The organism is uncultured Thiodictyon sp. (assembly GCF_903828115.1).
Lineage (GTDB): Bacteria > Pseudomonadota > Gammaproteobacteria > Chromatiales > Chromatiaceae > Thiodictyon.
The window spans coordinates 1-22,078 of record NZ_CAIKKU010000904.1 but is presented as its reverse complement, the minus strand read 5'-3'; the positions used below and the strand labels follow the sequence as shown (position 1 = coordinate 22,078).

General features: G+C 65.0%; 18 protein-coding genes. 14 read left to right on the top strand and 4 right to left on the bottom strand.

From position 1 onward, the window contains the following. From QZY48_RS34305 to QZY48_RS34240, 14 genes are all read left to right on the top strand, one after another. Complete coding sequence (locus QZY48_RS34305; RefSeq protein ID WP_295439220.1) at positions 1–1,053, top strand: hypothetical protein; 1,053 nt, start codon at positions 1–3, stop codon at positions 1,051–1,053. Between the two features lie 198 nt (positions 1,054–1,251). Continuing rightward, positions 1,252–2,640, top strand: a complete 1,389-nt coding sequence (locus QZY48_RS34300; protein ID WP_295439218.1) for a hypothetical protein — start codon at positions 1,252–1,254, stop codon at positions 2,638–2,640. A 13-nt stretch (positions 2,641–2,653) separates the two neighbouring features. Next, positions 2,654–3,898 carry a hypothetical protein gene (locus QZY48_RS34295; RefSeq protein ID WP_295439217.1) on the top strand — a complete coding sequence of 415 codons (1,245 nt, stop codon included), beginning with the start codon at positions 2,654–2,656 and terminating at the stop codon, positions 3,896–3,898. Between the two features lie 18 nt (positions 3,899–3,916). Next, entirely contained in the window at positions 3,917–6,322 is a 2,406-nt protein-coding gene (locus QZY48_RS34290) for a hypothetical protein (RefSeq protein WP_295439215.1), read from the top strand. Continuing rightward, positions 6,319–6,939, top strand: coding sequence for an SUMF1/EgtB/PvdO family nonheme iron enzyme (locus QZY48_RS34285; RefSeq protein WP_295439214.1), 621 nt, complete (start codon positions 6,319–6,321; stop codon positions 6,937–6,939). The genes QZY48_RS34290 and QZY48_RS34285 overlap by 4 nt, the downstream gene beginning before the upstream one ends. A 92-nt stretch (positions 6,940–7,031) precedes the next feature. Then, positions 7,032–8,156, top strand: a complete 1,125-nt coding sequence (locus QZY48_RS34280; RefSeq protein WP_295439212.1) for a hypothetical protein — start codon at positions 7,032–7,034, stop codon at positions 8,154–8,156. Next, entirely contained in the window at positions 8,153–10,078 is a 1,926-nt protein-coding gene (locus QZY48_RS34275; protein WP_295439210.1) for an AAA family ATPase, read from the top strand. The genes QZY48_RS34280 and QZY48_RS34275 overlap by 4 nt, the downstream gene beginning before the upstream one ends. Continuing rightward, entirely contained in the window at positions 10,075–10,695 is a 621-nt protein-coding gene (locus tag QZY48_RS34270; protein ID WP_295439208.1) for a 4Fe-4S cluster-binding domain-containing protein, read from the top strand. The genes QZY48_RS34275 and QZY48_RS34270 overlap by 4 nt, the downstream gene beginning before the upstream one ends. A gap of 4 nt (positions 10,696–10,699) precedes the next feature. Next, positions 10,700–11,932, top strand: a complete 1,233-nt coding sequence (locus tag QZY48_RS34265; protein ID WP_295439207.1) for a hypothetical protein — start codon at positions 10,700–10,702, stop codon at positions 11,930–11,932. A 3-nt stretch (positions 11,933–11,935) separates the two neighbouring features. Continuing rightward, positions 11,936–12,808 (top strand): hypothetical protein, encoded by an 873-nt coding sequence (locus tag QZY48_RS34260; RefSeq protein WP_295439205.1) that lies wholly within the window; start codon positions 11,936–11,938, stop codon positions 12,806–12,808. Continuing rightward, positions 12,808–13,083 carry a hypothetical protein gene (locus QZY48_RS34255; protein WP_295439204.1) on the top strand — a complete coding sequence of 92 codons (276 nt, stop codon included), beginning with the start codon at positions 12,808–12,810 and terminating at the stop codon, positions 13,081–13,083. Before QZY48_RS34260 ends, QZY48_RS34255 begins: the two co-directional genes overlap by 1 nt. After that, a complete protein-coding gene (locus tag QZY48_RS34250; RefSeq protein WP_295439203.1) occupies positions 13,080–15,608 on the top strand; it encodes an Hsp70 family protein in 2,529 nt (842 codons plus the stop codon). Before QZY48_RS34255 ends, QZY48_RS34250 begins: the two co-directional genes overlap by 4 nt. Before the next feature lie 11 nt (positions 15,609–15,619). Next, positions 15,620–17,638, top strand: a complete 2,019-nt coding sequence (locus tag QZY48_RS34245) for a hypothetical protein (protein ID WP_295439201.1) — start codon at positions 15,620–15,622, stop codon at positions 17,636–17,638. Beyond that, on the top strand, positions 17,631–18,356 hold the full coding sequence (locus QZY48_RS34240) for a hypothetical protein (RefSeq protein WP_295439199.1): 726 nt from the start codon (positions 17,631–17,633) through the stop codon (positions 18,354–18,356). Before QZY48_RS34245 ends, QZY48_RS34240 begins: the two co-directional genes overlap by 8 nt. A 21-nt stretch (positions 18,357–18,377) precedes the next feature. On the opposite strand, the gene QZY48_RS34235 is transcribed toward QZY48_RS34240, so the two are convergent. The 4 genes from QZY48_RS34235 to QZY48_RS34220 form a co-directional block, all read right to left on the bottom strand. Further along, positions 18,378–19,289 (bottom strand): hypothetical protein, encoded by a 912-nt coding sequence (locus QZY48_RS34235; RefSeq protein ID WP_295439197.1) that lies wholly within the window; start codon positions 19,287–19,289, stop codon positions 18,378–18,380. A gap of 121 nt (positions 19,290–19,410) precedes the next feature. Continuing rightward, on the bottom strand, positions 19,411–19,674 hold the full coding sequence (locus tag QZY48_RS34230; protein ID WP_295439195.1) for a hypothetical protein: 264 nt from the start codon (positions 19,672–19,674) through the stop codon (positions 19,411–19,413). Between the two features lie 927 nt (positions 19,675–20,601). Then, on the bottom strand, positions 20,602–20,742 hold the full coding sequence (locus tag QZY48_RS34225) for a DUF2934 domain-containing protein (RefSeq protein ID WP_295439193.1): 141 nt from the start codon (positions 20,740–20,742) through the stop codon (positions 20,602–20,604). A gap of 599 nt (positions 20,743–21,341) precedes the next feature. Then, a complete protein-coding gene (locus QZY48_RS34220; protein ID WP_295439191.1) occupies positions 21,342–21,947 on the bottom strand; it encodes a response regulator in 606 nt (201 codons plus the stop codon). Positions 21,948–22,078 lie beyond the last annotated feature (131 nt).

The window sequence follows — 22,078 nt, the reverse complement described above, 5'->3', positions numbered from 1 at the left end:
ATGAGCGTGCAATCCGTATCCAACCCGAAAGGGCGCGAGCGCTTTGGACAACTGCTTCCCGCGCTCGACCTGATACTGCTCGTGGTGATGTTTCTCATCATCGCTGTTACCGCCGTAATGATGGTGATTCGCGCCTATATTCTGCCGCTCGAGAAGGTCCAGACCGCGGAGGCCGCGCGTCTGCAACTGTCCCGGGTCGAGTTGCTGCGGCTGTGCGACACCGCCAAGCAGCAGTTGGCGGCGCGGGTGGTTCCGGAGGAAGACGCGGGCGCCTTGGCACGGCTGTGCGTCGAAGCGGGGCGGGCCGATCCGCCGCTTGACCGCCCCGCCGCTGTGCAAGCCGCGAATGTGCTGCACCGGTTGCGCCGAATCGGTACCGCGGCCGGGCAACTCGAAACCCTGGCGCAACGGATCGAGACCCTGGCGGATCAAGTGAAGGGGCTGATGCTTCGCGGCGAGGTGACCCGGGTGGTCCGGTTCTGGCAGGAGCGCGCCAAAGAATTGTGTCCATTGCAGGAAGAGGTGCCGACGCCGCCGACACTGCCTGCCACCGCCGGCCTGGGTGACCTGCTGCTCTTCGGGCAGGCGGCGCAACGCTACGGCCTGGAGGTGTGGGCGCTGCACGATAAGTGCGTCGAGAGCAAGAAGGTCGTCATCGGTGAGGACCTGCTGCGCTTTCAGTATGATCGATCCGACGCCTTCAATATGACCGAGGCCGCGGTGGAGCAGGCCAAGCAGCGCATCCGCGAACTGGTGGACAACGCCCGCACCGAGGGCGGCTTCCGCCAGATTTTCGTCGAGGGCCATTGCGACCCGAAGGGCGGCGAGGACTACAATTACCAGTTGTCCTTCATGCGCGCACTCTACGTGGCCGGCATCATCCGCGAGCACCTGAAGGCGCGTCAACTGAACGAGGGGCCGGGTAAGGACTTCGAGCTGCATGTGCTCGGTTACTCGTTTCAGCGCCCGCTCGCGCGGACCGACGGTGAAGCCGAGGCGGACTGGCACTCGCGGCTGCGGCGCATCGAGATCGGGTTCAGACGCAGCCGTTGACCGCGGTGCTGTCCGATTGCCGGGGTGGTGCGGGATAAGATAGAGATCGTCAGCAAGCAGATCGGGAGAACGAGGCCAATGAAGATACGTTCTAATTCCACACGCGGGATTGGCTGGGCAGAGGAGAGTCCGTATTTCTGCATCGGCGACCAGTGCCTAACCCCGCGGCCGTTGTCGCAGATGCGGTATGGTTGCATATTGTGCGACCCGGCCAAGCTGATGACCTCGGCAGAGGCAGCCATGAAGGGCGTGCCGATCTCGCCTCGCGTCTTCGACAGCCGGGTGCTTTGCGAGGAACACCAACTGCCGATCAGACCGCGCTGTGCAGGCCCAGGCTGTTCTGAGGTGATCCGGAGAGATGCCACCGGTCGACCGATCCGGCTGGTTGGCGGCGCTCATAGCGGTAAAACCGTGTATTCGGCGCTGTTGGCGAGCGAGTTGCACTCACCGACTTTTTTCCAAACGACCTCGACCTCCGTCGCGCGCATCAATGGCGACGCCTATCTGAGGAGGACGGTACTACCGCTCGCCCGGGGTGTTCTTGCGGAAAAGAGTTCCCAGAGCCACAAGATCGTGTTTCGCTTCGTGCGCGATGGGTACCCAGCGGAAATGATCACACTGCACGACATGCCGGGGGAGGACACGCCCACGGCGCCCATCGGCTATCACTCGGACAAGACGCTGTTCCTGATTAATCCTCAAGCGACCAGCACGCCGATCGGGCGGATTGACATCGGCAGTGTAGTGCGGGGCCGTGACTTCCTTGGAGTCGAGGTGCTGGTGAAGCGGCTTGCCGACATGGCTTGGTTGGACACAGCGAACGAGGCCGCGGTTCAGTCACTCTGCAACCAGGCGGCGGCGGCACTCCGCGGTCACGGCTGGCCGAACTGTCCGCGCTGGGAAGACCTGGCGGCCTTCCTGTTGGAAATGGCCCGAACCGCGCTTACACGGCCCGCCTCGGCCGAGGAAGCGGATCGCCGCGTACTGGCCGACCTGCTCGATGGTACCGCAAAGGCCTTGTGCGACATGCCGGACTTCATCACTCAGTTCGACACTTGGGCCGAGACGATGCGCGCCATCGGTGCCCCCGTCGTGGATGGCAGACTGGCGGGACACCGCCTGGCCCTCGTTTTTTCCAAGGCCGATCTGCTGGGCGGCAAATCGGAATTGGCCACGAGGTTGGACGCACTGTTCCGGACCTTGAGCGTCTCCCAGACGGGTTCGTCCCAGGCCCTTTGCGCCGCCCTCCAGGACTTCAGCGGCGGAGCGTGCAAACTGTTCCTTGAGCTGGATCTCGCTAATCTGGTCCAGAAAGCCAAGCAACAGGTGGATGAAGTCGGCTTCTTTTTCGTCTCCAGTCTCGGTCGAGATACCGAGATCAAGGTGACCAGGCTCGCCCCGGTGGCGGCCCAAGCGGCGCCTGGTGGCGGCCATCAAATCGGAGGGGCTGCCGCGGCGCCGATAGCGCCAGCGGCGAATACCCCCCGATGGGAACTCACGGAGGTGCTGGCCCGCGGTCCTGACGGTACCCGCACCCCGACCCCCCGCGGGGTCATCAACCCCCTGCTGTGGCTGTTACTGCGCTGAGACGGTGCTCACAATGGACAAGCCGACGCTACTCAGTCTCTGCCCGCACTGCTTCATCGTCGAGGCGTGCGAGCGCTGTCGCGCTTGCGGCGGCGGCACCGCGGCATTTGGCGGTGCAGCCGGGGCGCCCATGGTCGTCGGTCGACTGCGCGTTCTGAGCGGGGCGCCGGGTCTCGCCGATCTGGTGGCCGACTGGTCCGGTCCGCGCCGTTTTCCGCGGCCACCATGGGGTCCAGTGGCACCGGCGACGCTTTGCCGACACCATGGGGGCCGCATGATCTGGCTCTGGGAGGCTTGTTGGCCAGACGCCTTCGCCGGTGCGGATCGCGCTCGCACGCTGCGCGCATTGCTGCACTCGCGGGCACTGATGCTGGAGTTGCCGCGGCCGGAAGCCCCGAACTTTCGCGCCGCCTTCGCCCGGAACGGCCGCCAGTCGGCACCCGCCGCGGACCTGGCTCGGGCAAGCCAGGATCTCGCGGATGCGCCCGCACGACTGGAGCTTCCAGAGGCAGCAAACCTGCTCGCGGACCTGGACCAGGCACTCGACGCCGTGGGCGCCAGGCCGCAGCGCATCGCCGTGGTCCACCCCGACCCCGCCGCGGCTCGGCTCGCGCAGTTGCGGTCGCAGTGGTGCCATCGGGGTTGCGAGATCGAGTGTCGGTCCGATGCCCAGCGTGCCATCGACTGGTGCATCGGCGACCTGCCGAGGCCCGGGCGCCGCATCCGCATCGGGGCGCACCGACGCGGGGTGCTGGAGATCGGCGTTCTGGACTTGGGCGGCTGGCTCGGGCGCCGGTTGGTCGCGGGGCTGCATCGGCTCGTCCCCGGCAGCTATCCCGAACTGCGGCTGCTGGAGGCGGCGGTCGACCCGGCCGCGCTTAGTCAACTCTGCCGCGAGTCCCTCAAGGACTTGCCGACGCCGCTGTTGCCGGCACCGCCTTGGCACGGCGTCGTCCGTCGCGGCTGGTGGCCACGGACTGAGGTGCGGGTCGCCTTGATCGAGGACTTGGTCGCTACGCCGCCGCCGCTGCTCGCGGCGCTCGCGGTGGGCGACAACCGGCTGATTGGTGAGCAACTGCTGGCCAAGTTACTGGATCTGGACTATGGTCGGCGGATGCCGGTATTGTTGCTGCACGATGCCCATTCCGATGGGAAGTTGCTGAAGTGGGCGGAGCAGGAATTCGCCGTAAAGAGCCAGGAATTCGACAGCGAGTCCGTGGCCGCCACGGCCTTGCAGTTGCTCGCCCGTTGTCTGTAGACCGACGAGGAGACCCCCGTGCGACTAACCTGCGAGCAACACATCTTCACCGATCGGCTCGATGCCTATGCGACGGTGGCGGCAAGCCCGGGCATTGACGCCGCGTCGCGCCGGGAACTTGAACCCTGGGTCCAAATCGCCCCTGGCCCTGACTGGATGGTGTGCCGCTCCTGTCCCATGCAGGGCGGGGCCCGGATGGCGCTCAGTTTCTCGGTGCGGCGTATCGGGGCCAGACGCTCGCACATCGCGCACACCTACCTCATCGACAGCATGGCGCTCGCCGCCGCCGGCTCGAACCTGCCTTGGCTCGCGCTGCACCTGCCGTTCTGGAGCGATTACCGGCCCGCACCCACCGGCATCGATCCCCTGGTGCCGCTCGAGGTCGATCTGGACCGGGCCGGGCAGTTGCCGATGCTGCGATGGCTGTGCGCGATCAGCGAGCCGGGTGCTGTCGCTCACTGGCAGGGCGGGCTGTTGGCCGCGTTGGCGGCCGGCGAATCCGTACGATTGGACTTGGGTCCTCCGCTGGACCTGGCGGGGGCCGCCGAGCGGTGGCTGGGTGATCCTGCCCCGGCGAGTGCAGACGGGGTGACGCTGTGGCGCTCCGCGGGGCTGTTGACCCTGATCCCGGGGGCATTCCAGCGCGGGCTCTCCATCAGTATCAACGATGGCACCAGAAACGATGCGTCGCTGGTGATCGAGCCCGCGGGTGAGACGTCGACCCGGTTTGCACAGACGGCGGCGCCGGGCTATCTCGGGCATTGTCACGGATTGTTGGAACGTGGGGCCGAGGCCGAACTCGTGGACTTTTTGGGGCAGATCGAGCGCTATCTGGAAACGCCGTCGGTGGCGGTGCTGGAGGCTGCGACTGCCTACCTGACCGCGGCCGCGAGTGCGAATGACTTGCCGGCCCGGATCGAGCGACTGTTGCGATTCTGGGACCAGAGCCCGGTGGTACCGCGAGCCGCCCTCGAGGAGGCGCTGGATCTGTTGAGCGGCAGGGACCTTGGGAGCACGTCCGCGGCGCGGCTCTTGGCCGCCACCGCGCCCCACGCATTTTCGCCCCGCTACGCGAACACCGAGATTCCGGCCCGGATGCTCGACCTGCTGCTGGCCTGGCAGGCGCCGCCGACACAGCGGCGCGCCCTGCTCAGGGGCCTGCCCTACGCCGCCCGTTCCGCGCTTTGGTTGTTCTCGGAGCAGCGCGGGCAGCCGCCGGCCTGTCCCCGGACTGCCGCGAGTCTTGAGCAAAGCGTGTGCTGGACCGATGCCCTTTTTTCCGCGCTGTCACCGCCGCAGCGGACCCGTGCCATTGATAACGCGGCACAATGGTTGGTCGATGCCGCGTGGCAACAGGACAGTCACCAGGTTGCCACTCTGGTCGCGCGCCTGATCCAACTCGGTGACCAAATGGATCTGTCTGACGATGCGCTGTGTCGGGCGCTGGTCGGGCGGGTGGCCCCGTTGCTCGACGCCGATCGACAGGACCCTGCGGGCCGGGCGCTGCGGGCCATCCTCGAATCGGCCATCGACTCCGACGCCCGCCTGCATGTCGCCGGTCTGCTTGGGGTGGCCTTGGCGAGTCGGCGGTGGGGTACCGAGTACCGGCAGCAGGCCATCGAGTATGTGTTGTCTCCCCCGCGGCTGGAGCGGCGGGAGATCGAGATACGCCAGGGTTTATGCCGAGCCTTCTACCTCACTGACCGGTTCAGGCCGGACCCGGAGTTGCTCGAATTGGTTCAGGTGCAGTTCGAGCTCTTGTCGCTGCTGGTGGGAGGGCTATCGCTCGAACCCTTGGGCAATGCGCCGGGGTGTAACCGGATTACATTGCCGAGTTATTCGGCCTGGGTCAAGGCCACCAAGAAGCGGGTCCAGCAAACACGCTACGCCCTGTTTCATAGAAATCTCACGGGCATCCTTGGCCAGTTGGAGACATTGGACCTGTTCTGCGTCGCGGTCAGTTATCTCTACGCCGATCCCTATGACGCGGAGCCGACTGATCCGCTACTGGATCTCCTAATCAGGCTAATGAGCGATCCGGGTGCCCGTGCAACGCTCATCGCCTGGTTTGCCTCGGTCCCGGCCAGGCCATCGCGGCGGGCTGGGGCTTCCTGGGGTGAGGACCGCTATGACCTACCGGAGCAACGCCGCGCGCCCCTCGCCACCCTTGACACGGACTCCACTGCGCCAACGGCTGCGCACCGTCCTGGGATCGTCTGCATTCATCGGCGGGTGTCGCCGCTGGCGACGTTCGCGCTCTTCTCTGCGCTGATTGAACGGCGCAGGAGTCTACGCCTGCAACACCGACAGTTCATCCAAGAGGGATTGGTGATCGCTAAGCGCTCGATTCACCCGTCGCGCTATAACGACCTCGCCGACTGTCTCGATGCTGCCGGCCCCTTTTGGCGCGGGCTGCTGCGATGAGCGACCGCGAGCGGTTTTGCTGGCGAGCAATCGTCGCGGAGGGTGAACGTTGCTGGATCAGCCAGGAGCCGGTGACCCGCGGTCAATGGGCAAAGTTTATCCGTACCGGGGCCTATTTCGAGCCGGGCTGGTGGCCGGTTGCCTTGTCGACCTTTGCGAGGATGCGCGGTGAGCGCCATAGCCTGGGCGGCGACGCCTTGCTGCGGGCGGTCGATTTCTCCTGGCGTAGTCGGGGCAGGCCGGTCACCAACATCAACTGGTTCGAGGCCGCGGCCTATTGCCGCTGGCAACAGGGGCGTCTGCCCTGGTCAACCGATTACCTGGCGTTGTTTCCACCCCGGCCGACCGCGCCCGCGCGCCGTTGGCCATGGTCCCGTGCCCCGGTTCGACCACCAGCGTCGGTCGCGTTTCCCGACACGGGGCGGGAGTGGTGCGAGGACTGGTGGAACGCCCGGTTCCGGGGCAGGGTAGTGCGCGCACCGGACCCCTCGGGGACGCGGCGGTTGTTTGCGCGTGACGATGTGGATGGCCTGCACCGTATGGACCCCTACCAGCGGCGCGACGATGTGGGCTTTCGCATCGTTCGCGACGACTCGCCGTTTGGCGGCCAAGGCTGACGCCGGGATCTTTCCCGGCGATGTCCGATTGCAGGGTCGCCTGCGGCTAGACTGGAACTGCGATGTGAACAGCAAACCTGACGGAGTGAACCATGAGCGGTGAAATGTACGCCCAAACCCGCCTTGCAGCGGCGCGCGAGGCCGCCTTACGCCACCAGCAGACGATTGCCGCGCAGTTGGGGCGGGGGCAGACCGAGAGCGCGCGTCGCGCCCGCGAGTATCAAGCCTTCAAAGAGCAGTACGGCACCGACGCCGCGCGCGACATGGCGGCCGAGTTTGCCGCCTGTGAGGCCGCGCATACGCGGATGCGGGAGGCGACCGCGGCACTCGATGGCCTGGCGCAGCAGGCGCGCGGCCTGAACCTCGGGCGCCAGGATGCGGAGGTGACGGCCTTCGAGGGAGACTTGACGCGGATCGAGCAGGCTGGCCGCGAGCCGTCGCGGGTCCAGCGCGAGGCCGCCGACGCGCTCGACCAGGGCATGGCGACGATCCGCACGGACCTGCAGTCACGCATGGACGAGGCCGAGCGCGAGCGCCGCGTGCAGGCCGATCGCCGGACCCGCCAGCGCGCGCAGCGTGAGACCCTGGCCGAGCAGGCCAGGATCGATCCGGCACTGATGCGGGTAGCGCGGCGGGTGGCTGAGTTGCTCGATGCGAGCGCCGATCCTGCTCAGCTGGAGGAGGCCGATGTTGCCAAACTCGCGCAGGACATTGCGGCCGTGCGCCGGGATGCCTGGGAACGCGACCTGTGCGCCCGGCGGCAGGGGCACATCGCCGAGCTGTTACGCGACGCCTTGGGGGAGGCCGGCTTCACCAAGAAACAGGATACCTGGGGCCAGGGGGACAAGGCCGGGGAGATCCACCTGCTGCACGAACTGTCCGGGAACGAACTCTATGTGCGTGTGTCGACCGCGATCCCGGAGGACCAGAGCATTCGCCTGGTGATGGAGGGTGCCGCCGGCAGTGATCGCGAACACCTGGCGCCGGCCCCGTACTGCGGCGACTCGCTGGACGCCGTGATTGCCCGCGCGAAGGCCCTCGGCCTGATCATTGAGGGCGTGCACATCAAGGGGCCGGGGCCGGACGGCGGTTGGCGGGCGCTGGAGACAGCCGACGAGGCGGAGCAACGGCGACGCAAAGAGAAGGAAGAAGAGGAGGAAGATAGGCGTCGCGTCGAGGTGGCGGCGCAGCTTGCAGCGGCTGGGGGTCGGCCATGAACGGCACACAGCCCAACGCGACTGCGGAGCGGGTCGGCTGGAAGAGCCGCATGGAGGTGACCCTGGGGACGGTCCGGCGCGTCGTCTTGCAGGGCAACGTGCTCGACGCGGTACTCGAGGAGACCGGCGCGCTGATCCCGCTGCCGGACTGGCTGATCGGGCAGTTGCTCCAGCGCGGTTATCGGCGCGTTGTCGCGTTCGACCACGCTGCGGACCCTGTAGTACACGACTGGGATGGGCTGGGCGTCGGCGAACGGCTGGCGGCCTTTATGCAGTTCGGCGGGGCAACTCCCCCGGCGCGCCAGGCGGATGTGACCAACCCGCTCGTCGTGCTGAACCAGTTGCGCCGGATGCTCGCCGACCCGCAGGTGCCGGCGGCCTGCGTGCTCATGCTTCAAGAGCACCGGTTTCGCTCACCCTCCGCCGAGACGGTGGCCTTGCATCACCTGACCAGCGCCGCGGCAGCGGTGACGGCCGGGGGTGCGGTGACGGTGACGACCCCCGGCGACGGATGGTCCGCGGACAGTGGTGCCGCGCCGGCGCCGAGACCGGCTCCGATGACGGCTCCGGTTGGGCCGGTCGGCGATCTGCGCAACCTGGCCGTGCTGATCTATCCCGATGAGAATCTGATCCCCGGAGAGTTCCTGCGCGCCGATCCGGATACCGCGGTGGTGCGCATTCCCTATCCGAGCTTCGCGGAACGCGGCCGGTTCTTCAGCCTCAACCAGGCCGCGTTCTTCAATGATCCGGGCGCGGGCTACGACCCCGCGCATCTCGCCCGCACAACCGAGGGGCTGCGCCTGCGCGAACTGCAGCAATTGGCCGTACTCTCCCAGCGCAATCGGGTCGGGGTCGGCAGTCTGCGTGAACTGCAGGACCTGCTGCGGTTCGGCCGGCAGGAGAATCCGTGGCGGACGATCGGGAGCCGGGCGCAGGCGACGGACGCCCTAAAGCCGGTCCGCGGCCAGCGCGAACCGGTCCAGGCGGCGCAGGACGCGCTCTTCCGCGGCAAGTGGGGCCTCGGAAACCTGCTCGATCCCGGCGCCCGTAAGCCGCCGTTGGTGTGCTTTTTTGTCGGTAGCACTGGGGTCGGTAAGACCATGTTGGCACGCTGCATGGCGCACTTTCTGACGGGTTCCGCGGATGGTCTGAAGATCATCGACATGAGCGAATACCGTCAGGACCACAGTGTTCACCGGTTGATCGGTGCACCGCCGAGTTATGTGGGCTTTTCCGAGGGCGGACAACTCACCAACTGGGTCAAGGAGCGGCCATTTTCCCTGGTGCTGTTCGATGAGATCGAGAAGGCGCACGAGCGCATCATGGATATCTTTCTGCAGATCCTCGACGGCGCACGGCTCACCGACGGCAAGGGAGAGACCGTGGACTTCTCCCATACCGGGCTGATTTTCACTAGCAATATTGGCACCGAAGCACTGGAAGATGCGTCAGCCGGTGCGACACCGCCTGTAGGCCGCGTCGATCCGGGAAAGCGCGCGCGGACTGTTGCGTTCTTCACTGAGCAGGTGGAGAACTATTTCGATGACATCGACCGGCCGGAGATCTACAATCGCCTGAAGAGCGGTATCGTCGTTTTCAACTCCATTGAGCGGGACGATGCCTTGGCGGATATCCGCGACAAATTGCGCCTGATCACAAACGGTGTGAATGACCAGCTTGACGGCGGTGGCGGCATTGATGACACCGATCCGGCGGTCATCGAGCAACTGCTCGGCCATGTCGACTATCGCCGTTATGGCCTGCGCGACGTCAATAACATGCTCATTACCGAGCTCGGCAACCCCATCGCCCGCCTTTTGGATTCTGCTGAGGCCCAGAGATTCCGCGTCACAACCCGCTACCAGTATCGCTGGAATGCGGTTGAACAGCGGCTGGAGATCGCGCGGCGTGGTCAGTCATGAGCGCCGACATCAATATCCGTTCCTGTTGGCGCGGGCACTGTCCGCTGCTGGGGCCGGCGCTCTATGTCTGGGTGCAAGGCTGCCCGCTGCGCTGCCCGGGCTGCTTTAATACCGAGGGTCTCGACATGGACCGGTGCGCGACGCTGACGGCGCCTAACGTGCTCGCCGAGCGCTTCCTTGAAGACCCCACCGCGCTGGTGCTCTCGGGCGGCGAACCCTTTGCACAGGCGTCTGCCTTGGCGGGGGCATTGCGCATCATTCGCGCGCAGGCGCAGCAAGCCCCGGTCCTGGCCTATAGCGGCTATCCGCTGGAACACCTGTTGAGCGGGGCCATCGCTGGCGCCTTGGACCTGCTTGGTCTGCTCGACGTGCTGGTGGACGGTCCGTTCCAGCGGCAGCATCCAAGCGACCATCCGCTGCTCGGCTCCGAGAATCAGCGCGTGTTCCTGTTGGGCTCGCGGGTGCCGGTCGCGCGGCTCGAAGCCCTCAAGCGACCGCAGATCGAGGCCGAGGTGGACATTAACGGCGGGCTGCGCCTGGTGGGTACCGGGGGGAACGGTTTCGACATGCACGCGCTGCCCGCCCTGCTTCTGCGCCATGGCATTATCTTGGAGTGAACCCATGACAGTCCCCGTGCGTTGGTTTCGCGATATACTGTGGGGCCGGAACCTCTGGTATATGGACTGTCCGCGGGTGCCGGACTTTCTGAGCAAGCGGCGGGTGGCCTTGGTCGTCGATACCACCGACTCCTGCTGGGCAGGCGCTTGCGCACCATGGATCAGGGGCGTGCTCGAGGAACTCGATCGGCGGTTGGAACCCGACGACCTCTGCACGCTCTGGCGACTCGGTCCGCGCGACCCGGAGTTTGAGTTGTTGCGCGGGCCGCACCCGCAACAACTGGCGACACGGATTCTCTCGCATCCGCATCTGCGGCCCTATGAACAGGGCTCCTGGCTGGGCGACACCGTCGCCGGCATTGATGCCTGGAGCCGCGGGGCGGCGGCTGGTGAGTGCGAGGATTACTTGCTGATCTTGACCGATGGCGAGATCCATGACGGCGGCGTGGTAGCGCTGCCGCCGGCGATACCACCCGAACGCATCGCGATGATCCTGCCGGCGCCGGCGCCGGGGGTACCGCGGCAGCCCGTGACGACCCATGAGCCCGGCGCGTGGGCCAGGGTACAGACCCCTTGGTCGGGCTCGCTCGCGCTGCTCGGGCGCACCCAGTCGCTGATCCGGCTGCTGCCGGGCGTCGGTGACCGCGAGGTCTACCGCTACGATGATCGGGAGTCGGTCGCCCGAGTTGTCGGGACACCGCTGGTGCAGCCGCGCGCGCGACTGAAGCTCTGCTTTATCGGCGACCAGCAACCGGCACCGGCATTCCTGGTCGGCGCCGTCACCGTGGCGCTGGCGCCGCTCAGCGGTACCTTACAGGACGGGTGCCCAACAGACGCGCAGGAGCAGCAGATGCATCGGATCGCTGAGTTGCTGCTCGCCCCATGGGACCGCAACGCCTTGGAAAAACTCAACGCCCTGGAAACACTGGTTGAGCCGCACTCGATCGAGGTTGCGCATTGTGGCGTAGTACAGAGATTCGATCGCAGCCGACCTCCCAGTGAACAGCCTTGTAGTCAATGCCGCGGTTGCCTGCTGGTGAAGCAGGAGGCATTCCCCATCGGCGCCGACGATCAGGACAAGGCGCTGTTGTTTCCACTGTCCCCGGATGGCACTATTGCCGATAAACTGCCGCACTATCGGTCAGCGTTTGCAGTCAGCGAGCCCTGCTACGGCGTTCACGCCGACGCCGCCGGCGAACCAAGTCTGGTGCTCAACTTCCTTCCAACCGTCCTCTGAACCATGACGACACCCTGGCAAACGGCCCTGATCGAACACCGCCGCGGTTTCGCGGCCGAGCGGGCCGGACGGTTGGACCTTGCGGTCGGCCATTTTCGGGCGGCCCTGGCGGGGTTCGCCGCGGTCTTGGACGCCCCGGCCTGGCACGCGGACCTCGGCCTGCGGGCGGAACGGATCGTCCCGGAGAACGAGCGGGACGCACTGCTGGGAGACTTTCTACGCCAGTGGCCGCGCTGGCTGCTCGACCTTCACTACGAGCGTACCTTGCACGCCGTGCGCGTAGGCGATCAGGGAACTGCGGTCTATCACTGGGGCGTGCTGGTCGCCGCGGACACCCTGCTGGCGCACCTGGGCACGGACACCCTGAGCCTCTATCGGGACCGTCTGGCCCTCGCCTGCCTGCCGGGCGCGGGGGCCGGGCTCGCCGATCAGTCCGATGCCGAACGGCTCGCGCTACTGCAACAGGCCCAGCGTCTGCTCGCGGTTGACCCGGCAATCGTGCGTGCACGGTTGTTCGCGATGCGGGTCTGCATCGAGTTGATCGAGGGTCTGTTGCGACAAGAAAGGGAAGCAGCGCAACAGCGTCGGCGCGGTGACAGCCGGCTGCTGCGCGGTATGGCCAAAGCCGACCGGCGTGCCCAGGTCAGGATCGGCCGCTTGGCGCGGGTACTCTCGCGCCACCTGCGCGTCCTGGGGCCCAGCCCGCAGGCCGACACGCTTGAGTTGGTCGCCGGTTATCGGGTGCTAGCCGCCTATCTGGGTCTGTCGGAGCCCTGCCGGGCACTGCGTGTGTTGCGGCGGGCCAGGCGGATCGCACCGGATGACCAGGAATTGCGCGCCATGTATCGGGCGCTACGCCGCGCCGGGGGGTGTTGATGGACAATCCGTTCTTATTTGCGCGGGACCCTTACCGCGACAATCCCTTGCGCGTCCTTGCCATCATCGAACCAGGGGCCAGGACGGCGGTGATCCGCCACCAAGCCGACACTGTCGAGCGCTACGCGCAGGCGGACCTGCCGTTTCCCGAGACGGACCGCCGCGAGCAGCCGGGAGAGGCGGGGCGCGCGGCCCAGGTGCTCAGTCATTCGGTGCAGCGACTCGCGTTCGATGTGATGTATTTCGGTTTACCCGATGAGGATATGCTGCCATGACCACGCCGATCGGGATCGATCTCGGTACCACCAATTGCTGTGTCGCCTATCTCGATCAGGGCGAGGTGCGGGTTCTGGAGATCGACGGACGCAATACGATGCCTTCCATTATCGCTCAGGAGGCTGATGGTACCTTCCTGATCGGGAGCGACGCGACGCGGTGCGTGGAGCCCACGTTCCGCTATGGCTTTGTCAAACGACACATGGGTGTGGCCCAGCCTTTCACGTTCCGGGATGGTCCACTGTCGCCGGTCCAGATCAGTGCCAAGTATCTGGCCAAGCTCAAGGAGCATGCGCAGGAGGCATTGCACGGTCCGGTCTCTGCGGTCATTACCGTGCCGGCGCATTTCGGGGAGATCCATGTCAAGGAGACTCGCAATGCCGCCGAGCTGGCCGGTCTCGAGGTACTCGACATCATTCGCGAGCCGGAGGCTGCCGCCATTGCCTATCATCAGGAGTGCCACCCGGAGAGTGCCGGGTCACCAACCTGTGTTCTGGTCTACGACCTGGGCGGCGGCACCATGGATGCGACCGTCTGTATCCGCGACGGCGACGATATCAGGATCGGCGGCGATGGTGCTGCCAACGCGGGCGACAAATTCCTCGGCGGATTCGACTTCGACAAACAAATCCTATCCCTGGTGATGCCAAGCCTTCACAAACAGGGCGTCGATCTGTCCGCCGGCATCGCTGATCCGGTGGTCGACGGCTCGGTACCGGTAGCCATCGAGTCCTCGTGGTATGAACTGGTCAGGTATGCCGAGCGGGTGAAGATGCGGTTGTCCGACGACCCCAAGACCAAATGGGTCCAAGAGCTGTACTTCGGTTACTCCCAGGTTCGCATCGATCAATGGATCACGCGCGCTGAATTCGAGGCCGCCGGCGCACCGCTGCTCGCTCAGACCATCGAGACCTGCAAGGGCGCGCTCGATCGGTTGGGTGAGTGCCGCGCGGGCGCGAACGCGCTCACGCGGGAGGAACGGATCAGACGCGAGGCGGGGGCACTGGACGCCTTGATCCTGGTTGGCGGCTCGACGCGCATGCCCGCCGTCGAGCGCGAGTTGCAGCAATGGCTGACGGGGCTGCGGGATACCCCGTTACGCATTGAGCGTTTCCGTGAGGATGAGTGCGTCGCCATCGGCGCCGCGTTCGTGGCGGCCCAGCGTCTGCGCCAGCGGGATACACCGATACCCCAGGGGGAGTTCGTCTTGCGCTGGGATGTGACGCCGAAAGACCAGGTTCCGACCGAGATCGGCGATATACCCGGTCCGAGCGGTAAGGTCGATGGACCACTTGGACCGGGTTGGTCGTTGCGGCTGCACGCCGGGGACACCGCGGCGGAGGTCGCGTTGGATAAAGAGGGTCGGTTCATGCTGCCGCGACTGGGTCTTAAGTCGGGCGAGAATCGCTTTACGCTCACGCTCGGTGCCCCTGATGGCGCCATGCACTCCTCTTGGGGTTGGGCGGTGCGTCGTGGCGGCCTCAGTACCGATGTCAGCGGTCTCCCCTGTGCCATCAAGGTGCGTCTGCTGGATGGCGAAGTGACGATCCTGCCGACCGGGACCAAGCCCGATACTGCCCATTCGCATACCTTCTATATCAGGAAACTCTGCCGACAGGCCGACAAGCTCGTGTTCCGGCTGCCGCTTTATGAGGGCTATCGCGCCATTGGAACCCTCGAAGTCGAGGCCGATGCCTTACCCGGCACGCCGGTGCTCATCCGCGCCACCTACAAACAGCCCGGCGCCCTGGGCATTACCGCGGGCGTCGGCGAGAAGTCCCCGCAGGAGCTGCCGTTCCGTTTCGCGGAGGTCGATGTACTACAGGCGGCGGGGGAATTGCAGGAGCGCTTCCACCTCCTGAAGGAAAAGATCGACCAAGCCTTCGCCAATCTCAGCGCGGATCCGGCGTATGTCGCCTATCTGCGTGCGCGCTGGGATTCGCTGTGCCTCGATCTGCATACCGAGTTCGAGGGGCGCATGGTTGTCGACAAGGCAAAGATCCAAGACCGGATGGCCCGCGCCGAGGAACTGCGCTGGCAATTGGACCTGCTGGGTAATTCGGCGGAGAGCCTGCGTCAACGTTGCGCGACTATTGTCGAATTGATGCGCAAGGCGGGGGTTAATGACGAACGCCTCCGGGGCCAGGCCGACAAGATCACGGCGAGGCTCGACGGCGCGCCGACGGCGGATGTGCTGGCGAGCGTGGCACAGGATTTAGAGGAATTGCGCCGCAGCGTCTACAGTCGTATGGAGCTTTATGCCACTGACCAGCATGTCGTGGCGAAGCAGGAAGAAATTCGCCATCGGTTGGCGACGATTCGTGCGGTCTATGGTATCGACGAATATGCCAGGTTGAACCTGCCTCAGGTTGAGCAAGTGATCGCCGGTATCCCGACGACGCTCCACACCCCAAACGAGCGGCTCAATCGCCTCTGGGCAATCGACGATCAATATATCCGGGAGCCCTATCATCAGGCCGTCCTGTCCCGTGATCGCGACGGTCTGCTGGCACAATCGGCTTAGGGGCCGGAATCATGGCAATCTTCTGGACTCTGCTGGTGGAGACGCGGGAACAGCGCGATCAGGTCGTTGTAGAGATGGCGCTGCTCGACCAGGAGCGGCGCTGGCAGTGGCGCAAGGGCTGTACGCTGGACGGGCAGCGCATCGAACATATTCGCCGGCTCGTCCAGCGCAGCTTTGCTCCCCGCCCTGTCGCCGATGAGCACGAGCCGTCACGCGGCGACTTGATGCGCGCGCTGGGGTCGGTGATCGCGAGCGATCTCAATCTGCGGGCCTTCCTCGATGCCAGCCGACTTGATCAGCACAGTTTTCTGGTGGTCAGCACCACCGCGACCTCGATTCCCTGGGACCTGATCCTGTTTCGCAACGATTTTCTGGCCTGCGGGCCGTCCCTTGCGATCAGTATCCCGATTGCGAATGCGGGCTGGTTCACCAGCGCCGAGAATGGGCGCGGTGCGATGCACGGGCAGCACCGGAAGTCCGCCGGCACCTTTCTGCATGTGGTCGCCAATGCCGACGGTGATCTGCAGCACCTCGAGGGGGAGAAAAAGGAGCTCGCGGAGATCGTCGCACGGTGCCCGGGTATCAGCTACCGCCTGCTCGAGAACCCGGATTCTCAGGCTATCCTGGATGAGTTTATTAAACCGGGACTGCGCTATTTTCATTACTCCGGGCACATTTCACCGCGCCGTGGGCTGAGAATCGGTTCGCGCAAGATGCCGCAAATTCTTGGTCTGAGCACCATCGAGTCCCGTTTCCGTGGCGATAGTGAGCCCGTGGTGTTTCTCAACGGTTGCGATGCGTATCTGGGCGAACCAGAACCGGGCCATTTGACCGGCGAAGACGCCGATGAAGGGCCGGCGGACCTTTTTGTGACGGCGACCGTCGCCAATGCCTTCCTGTACGCCGGCGCCGGCGCCGTGGTCGCCCCTCGATCGCGGATTGCGGACGACGAGGCTGCCGCGGCGGCGCCGTCGATCTGGCGCTCGTTTCTAATCCGAAATGTGCCCCTTGGCGCGGCGGTGCGCGATTTTCGCCGAGACAGTATCGCGAGCAGCCCTAATAGCCTTGGGGGTTACAGTTATGTGCTGTATGGTAACCCCAGTTCCCTCTCCGCCTCCATCAGCAGCGATCCCGCGGTCGAGCAATTGCGCAATCACGAGGTACTAAGGGAGGCCGCGGCCGAGGCGGCGGGGCCGATTGGACCTCGGCATATCTTCGCGGCACTGACGCGCCGTTGGACCCTGGGGGCGGTGTTCTTTGCGTCGTTCGGCCAGGAATATGTCGAACAACTCACGCAGTTGCGGCAGCATCTTCAGGCTCGGCAGATACCGCCTGCGCCGGTGCCGCCGGTCGCCGTAGAGTTCGGTGACGAAGGTGAGTTTTTTGTGAGAAAAATCATCGGCGAGCCCGCGGCACCGCGGCAGATCACGGAATTGGCGCTGGCCGCGGCGGTGTGTGCGAGTGGTGATCCGGAGATCACGGCGGCAATCGTCAAACTCGATATCCCCGGACTCGACTTTGCGCGTGTCTGCGAACGCTGCCGACAGGGCGCGCCGGGGCAGGCTGCGCGCGCCCTGTTTCTGCCGAGTGGCTGGGCGAACCCGAAGGTGTTGGTTCCCGCCATCTATGTACCGGACCAGGCCCATACTGGACAATACGACGAGGAATCGATCTCGCCCTGGGATTTGTTTACGGCAATCGCCGCAGGTGCTGGGGCCATTCGGCAATTTCTGCTCGACCAGTGCCTTCCGGGGCCGCCCGCCGGCACTTGGCACGCCCGTCGGCCGTTGCATTGGTGCTGGCTCGCCGCAGCAACGCGGCGGGCGTTGATGGTGGCCAGCGGTGAGATGCGCGATGAGGCCGTGGGTATCACGTCGGAGTCACATCTCGTCTATGCGCTGCATCGTACGGGTGCGTTTGACTGGGATAGGCTTCCGGCCGATGCCTGTGAGTGGATCGGCGATCGGGTACGCTGGGAAGCGGTCGTCGGCAAATTGATGATGCGGCGCTACGAGTGGCCAAATGATTGATCGTCTTCGTGAGGTTCTGTTCCAACGCCGGTCTGAGGTCCTTGCCGAGGGGGCGGATCAATGTCCGTCGCCGTCGACGCTCGCGAACCTGTCGCGCTTGTTGCGGGTGTCCGGTGAGAACGATTACCAGCGGCTCGCCTGGCACATCATGGGTTGTCTCAAGTGTGCCCGGCGTTGGGAGCTGCTACAGTCCGATCCGCATCTGCATATCATGGAGATCCTCGCGGTCGCACGCAACACTCTGGCGCCTGGCGACGAGGCGGAGATGCTGCGCCTGCGTGTCCGCACCCATGTGGATGCCTGCGCGGACTGTCGCAGCAAACAACAACCGGCGAAGTCCGCCCCGTCGGCCTGGGATCAGGGGGTGCTGGAGTGGTTCGCGCCGCGCCTGGTGGCAGCGTACCGCGGCGACCCGATGCAGGTCGAGGCCATCGTGCTGGATCGGGAGGAACGGGTGCAGTTGACCGAAGGTGCGAGCCTTACCTGCAAACCCGTGCAGTTGCAGGTATACCGGGACCGCAGGCAGCGGCTCGGCGTCGCTATCGCCGGTATTCAACCGGCCTTCAAGTGTGCCCGGGTCCTGCTGTGCGACAGTGCCGTTACGCAATCGCCTTGGGCCGATGTAAACGATGGCAAGGCGAGCATCGGGTTCGGTGTGAGTCAGGCAACGGGCCTTGAGTTCGTCGGTGATCAGTTGACCGTGTTGCTGAAGCCGTAACGGGGTTGGGTTGTCCCCAGCTCAACGGCGCAGGTTCGCCAATGCCATCTTCGCGCAGGTCACCACCCGGTCCTCGTGTTCGAGATTGGCGAGATCTTTGTCGACGAGGTCTGCCCAGTGACAGGGTGTCTTAGTCAGTAACGCCAAGACCGCATGGCGCTCGAACTTGTCCGTGAGTGAATCGAGTAGGTCCTTGGCCTGGCCGTGCTTGGTCTTGTCGGTGCCCGACGGCGTGGCCAGTCGACGACGGTCTGCGCAGGTGGCGGCGGGCGGGTTCAACAACCGGAGCAGATTTCCCCACAGCGTTTCTTTTTCCGCCAGCAACAGCGAAAGAACGCAGAGCCAGGGGCGTTCGGCCGGATCTGCGTCGCGCAGCACCGCAAGCAGCCCCGGCAACATGTCGTATGCTAGCGGGGCGCAGAATGCTGGCCACAGGACATGACGAAACGGGAACGGCATTGCGTCGGCACGCTCGCTGGACTTCGTCCAGGGTAACGACTCGGCCGGATCATGCGGCGTCATAGCCGCACACATAATGCGCAGAAACGCACGGTGAAACGGTACCCCCAGGGGGGCGCGCGAACCGGTGACGGCACGGGTAAAGCAACAGCTGACCGTGTCCCCAGCAGTAAGCAGATGGTCGGCTTCAAAGAAAATCTGCAGAATGACCAGGAACCAGTCTTCGGCGCCCAGTTCCTCCCCGCGCACATGGCTCCAGCCATGCAGTGCGCGCTGGATCGTCTTCGGGGCTTTCCCGGCGGACTGGGCGAGGTCCGAGATCTCGCGGCCGACGAAGTAATGTTGATAAAAATAATAGGCCTGCTCAGGCCATATCAAGGCAAGCACTTCCAGAGCGCTTGGACCCTGCTCCTCCAGGAAGCCGAGCATTTCCGAATTGAACCCAAGCATTTCCATCTTCTGTTGGAGCTTCATGAGGATGCACTCGAATCTCAACTGTTGGCAGACCCCGATATAGGATACCATATAGCGCGCCCGCCGCGTGCGTTGCACAATGTACCGGGTGCGATCCAAACTGATGTGGTCGTCGAAACTATCACGCTGCTTGCTTGAGATCGCCCTGCCAGTATGCGGACCACTGCCCGTCGGCCCGCGTCGTGCGCAACGCGAGCGTGGCCTTGGCGTTGTGCGGCGTCCACCAAGCGCCGGGGCGCTTGAGACGTTGTTGAACCACATGGCGGTGCGCACTTTCGATCTCGTCGGAGCCGATCGGCAAGCCCTTGGGGAGGGCGCCTTGGTAGTCGATATGATCGCGCCGGTTGCTCAGATAGCGATGGCAGGTCCGCACCGGGGCGTCCACATCGGGCTCCTGGGCTCACTGAACGCGGCCACGACCAAGGCACTATCACTTGTTTTCAAGCGCTTTTTCTGAAGTTCCAACCAGGTGCGCGGGTCGTCGGGAGGGCAGTCCTTGACCGCCTCGGCGAGGTAGTCGCACACATGGAAGAAGTCCACCGTACAGGTGCCCTGGGTGCCGAAGCGTGCGGCGACCTGATCAGCGATCCAGAGCGCACCATCGCCGGGGGCGTGCGCATGGCTGTTCGTGCCAAGCCGGCCACGATGGCGCAGGCTAGCAGCTGCCGCCCGGCCACCGCGACACTGCCGCTCATGGTGGCACCGTAGACCCGATGATACTGTCGTGCGTGTGCGCCAAACTCAGCTTCCCCCGTCCACAGCAACCGTTTGCCTCGCCGACAGTCCGGGCTATCCGGGTCGACTTCCGCCAACGGGACCATGCCACCGTCGAGTTCCGCGATCACGAGCGCGGCCCCGCCTCGCTTGGCCACGCTGACTCGTCGTCACCGTCCGTGACCGGTGTCGATACTGTACGCGCAGGTAGGCGCGCACCCGCAACACGATGGCCGACTCCGCTTGCGGGTCGCGCGTCATCTCCTAAGGGGCGGTGAGTGCGTGAAGTCGATCGTCGTCTCGACCCTGAGGTCCGGTTGGTCGGGCCGCCGCAGGTCTATGCGGCCGGGGACAGTTGGCGAATGGTGAGCGTGGCGCCCGGTCTGGTGCTGGGGGGACAGGTGCGACCTCCTGATCGCCCTTGGTCGACCCACTCGCCGCCGCCGCACAGGGGTCGTCGTCACCAGCGGTCCGCCTCGTCCGGGTCTCAGTTCATCGTGGTGACTTGCCTCTCCGCCTCAATCCAGTCCGGTGCTTTCGATCAAAAATGCCGATCGACAACCATACCATCTGTCAGGCAACTTCCGAAAGTGTGATTTCACACGCGGGCGGCGTCGTCTACCGAGTAGTGCCACGCAATGACCTCCTGCTCGGCCGCGATCCAGTCGTCGACCTCATGTCCCGGCGCGAAGCCACGCCGCTGGGCCCGAAAATAGGCGGCCTGGCTGATGACCGGCAACAGTTCATCCGTCGGCGGCCGCTGGGAAGCCGCTGGCGGCTCTTGGATTGTCCGCAAAGGCGCATGCCCGCTGTTGCCGCGGCGCCTTGCCGGCCGGTCGATCATCTGTAATGAACCCATTGGAGTGTTCCTCTGCGAGTGGCGTTGGTGAGTGGGATTGGCGTGCACGGCCGCTCTGCCGCCGGTTGCAATCCACACCCCTGACCAAGTATCTTGGTCAGGAATCCACTGTACGCGCGCCAGGCGCCAGCGGTCTATCCGGGGATCTACTCAGTCAGGAGCGATCGACGCTTCTGCAGTAGGGAAATGGTGCGGCGGGCGCCGTCCAAGTGTCCGGCCTTACCGCGGGTCAGACCCCGGCCGTCCCGCGCGCCCGCCAACGTACGGATATTTCGCCCCCCCCGCGCGCCAATTAAGGATTAGCCTTGAAGGCTGTCGGCGATCGTCGTGAATACACATCAATTTCGGCGGTAAATCATGGCGGCGGCCTTAAGTATGGTTCCGGCCGGCGGCCACCTTCTGGAGTCCAAGGCTTCAGCCTTGGTCCTGTACATCCAAGGCTGAAGCCTTGGACTCCGCCCGGGGCGGCCACAACCTCCTTAGGAACATAGACTGGTCATTTGACAGAGATCGACGAGGCTGTCCGCCTGCATGGCGGTCATGATGCGGGCGCGATGATTCTCGACCGTGCGCGGACTGATGGCGAGCGCCCGGGCGGTCTCCTTGTTGGACAGCCCCTTGGTCACCAACTCCAGTACTTGGCGCTCCCGCGCGGTCAGCGTCCGGTAGCGGGCGAGGGTCGCGGCACGCACGGCCCGCTGGCGGCGGCCCATCTCATCCTTGCGGAATGCCTCACAAATGCGCTCGATCAGAACCGCTCGGATGACGGGCTTTTCCACGAAGTCCACCGCCCCGGCCTTGATGGCCTTGACCGAGGTGGGGATATCCGCGTGACCGGTAATGAAGATGATCGGGATTTCACAGCCTTGCGCCTTCAATGCCTCCTGCAGGTCCAGGCCGCTCATGCCCTGCATCCGGACATCGAGGACCAGACAACCCGGACGTGCCGCTCGACCGGCCCCCAGAAAGGCCTCGGCCGATGGGAATGACTCGACGCGCAATCCTGCTTTGCGCAGTGACCAGTCCAGCGCCTCGCGTACCCCCTCGTCGTCATCCACAATAAAGACTGTTGCTTGTTCGCTCACTGGGCGAGGCCTCCACACAATCGTTGTCGTTGTCGTTGTCGTTGTCGTTGTCGTAATCGTAATCGGAGAAGCGATGCAACGTGGGGCGCGAGAGAATCCGGGGCACGACGATAACCTCGATTACGACAACG

Bases quoted from the DNA above. Each gene is read 5' to 3' on its own strand.
- QZY48_RS34305 (WP_295439220.1), top strand. From the start codon at position 1: ATGAGCGTGCAATCCGTATCCAACCCGAAAGGGCGCGAGCGCTTTGGA.
- QZY48_RS34270 (WP_295439208.1), top strand. From the start codon at position 10,075: ATGAGCGCCGACATCAATATCCGTTCCTGTTGGCGCGGGCACTGTCCG.
- QZY48_RS34245 (WP_295439201.1), top strand. From the start codon at position 15,620: ATGGCAATCTTCTGGACTCTGCTGGTGGAGACGCGGGAACAGCGCGAT.
- QZY48_RS34235 (WP_295439197.1), bottom strand. From the start codon at position 19,289: ATGAAGCTCCAACAGAAGATGGAAATGCTTGGGTTCAATTCGGAAATG.
- QZY48_RS34280 (WP_295439212.1), top strand. From the start codon at position 7,032: ATGAGCGGTGAAATGTACGCCCAAACCCGCCTTGCAGCGGCGCGCGAG.
- QZY48_RS34295 (WP_295439217.1), top strand. From the start codon at position 2,654: ATGGACAAGCCGACGCTACTCAGTCTCTGCCCGCACTGCTTCATCGTC.
- QZY48_RS34255 (WP_295439204.1), top strand. From the start codon at position 12,808: ATGGACAATCCGTTCTTATTTGCGCGGGACCCTTACCGCGACAATCCC.
- QZY48_RS34250 (WP_295439203.1), top strand. From the start codon at position 13,080: ATGACCACGCCGATCGGGATCGATCTCGGTACCACCAATTGCTGTGTC.
- QZY48_RS34240 (WP_295439199.1), top strand. From the start codon at position 17,631: ATGATTGATCGTCTTCGTGAGGTTCTGTTCCAACGCCGGTCTGAGGTC.
- QZY48_RS34260 (WP_295439205.1), top strand. From the start codon at position 11,936: ATGACGACACCCTGGCAAACGGCCCTGATCGAACACCGCCGCGGTTTC.
- QZY48_RS34265 (WP_295439207.1), top strand. From the start codon at position 10,700: ATGACAGTCCCCGTGCGTTGGTTTCGCGATATACTGTGGGGCCGGAAC.
- QZY48_RS34275 (WP_295439210.1), top strand. From the start codon at position 8,153: ATGAACGGCACACAGCCCAACGCGACTGCGGAGCGGGTCGGCTGGAAG.
- QZY48_RS34285 (WP_295439214.1), top strand. From the start codon at position 6,319: ATGAGCGACCGCGAGCGGTTTTGCTGGCGAGCAATCGTCGCGGAGGGT.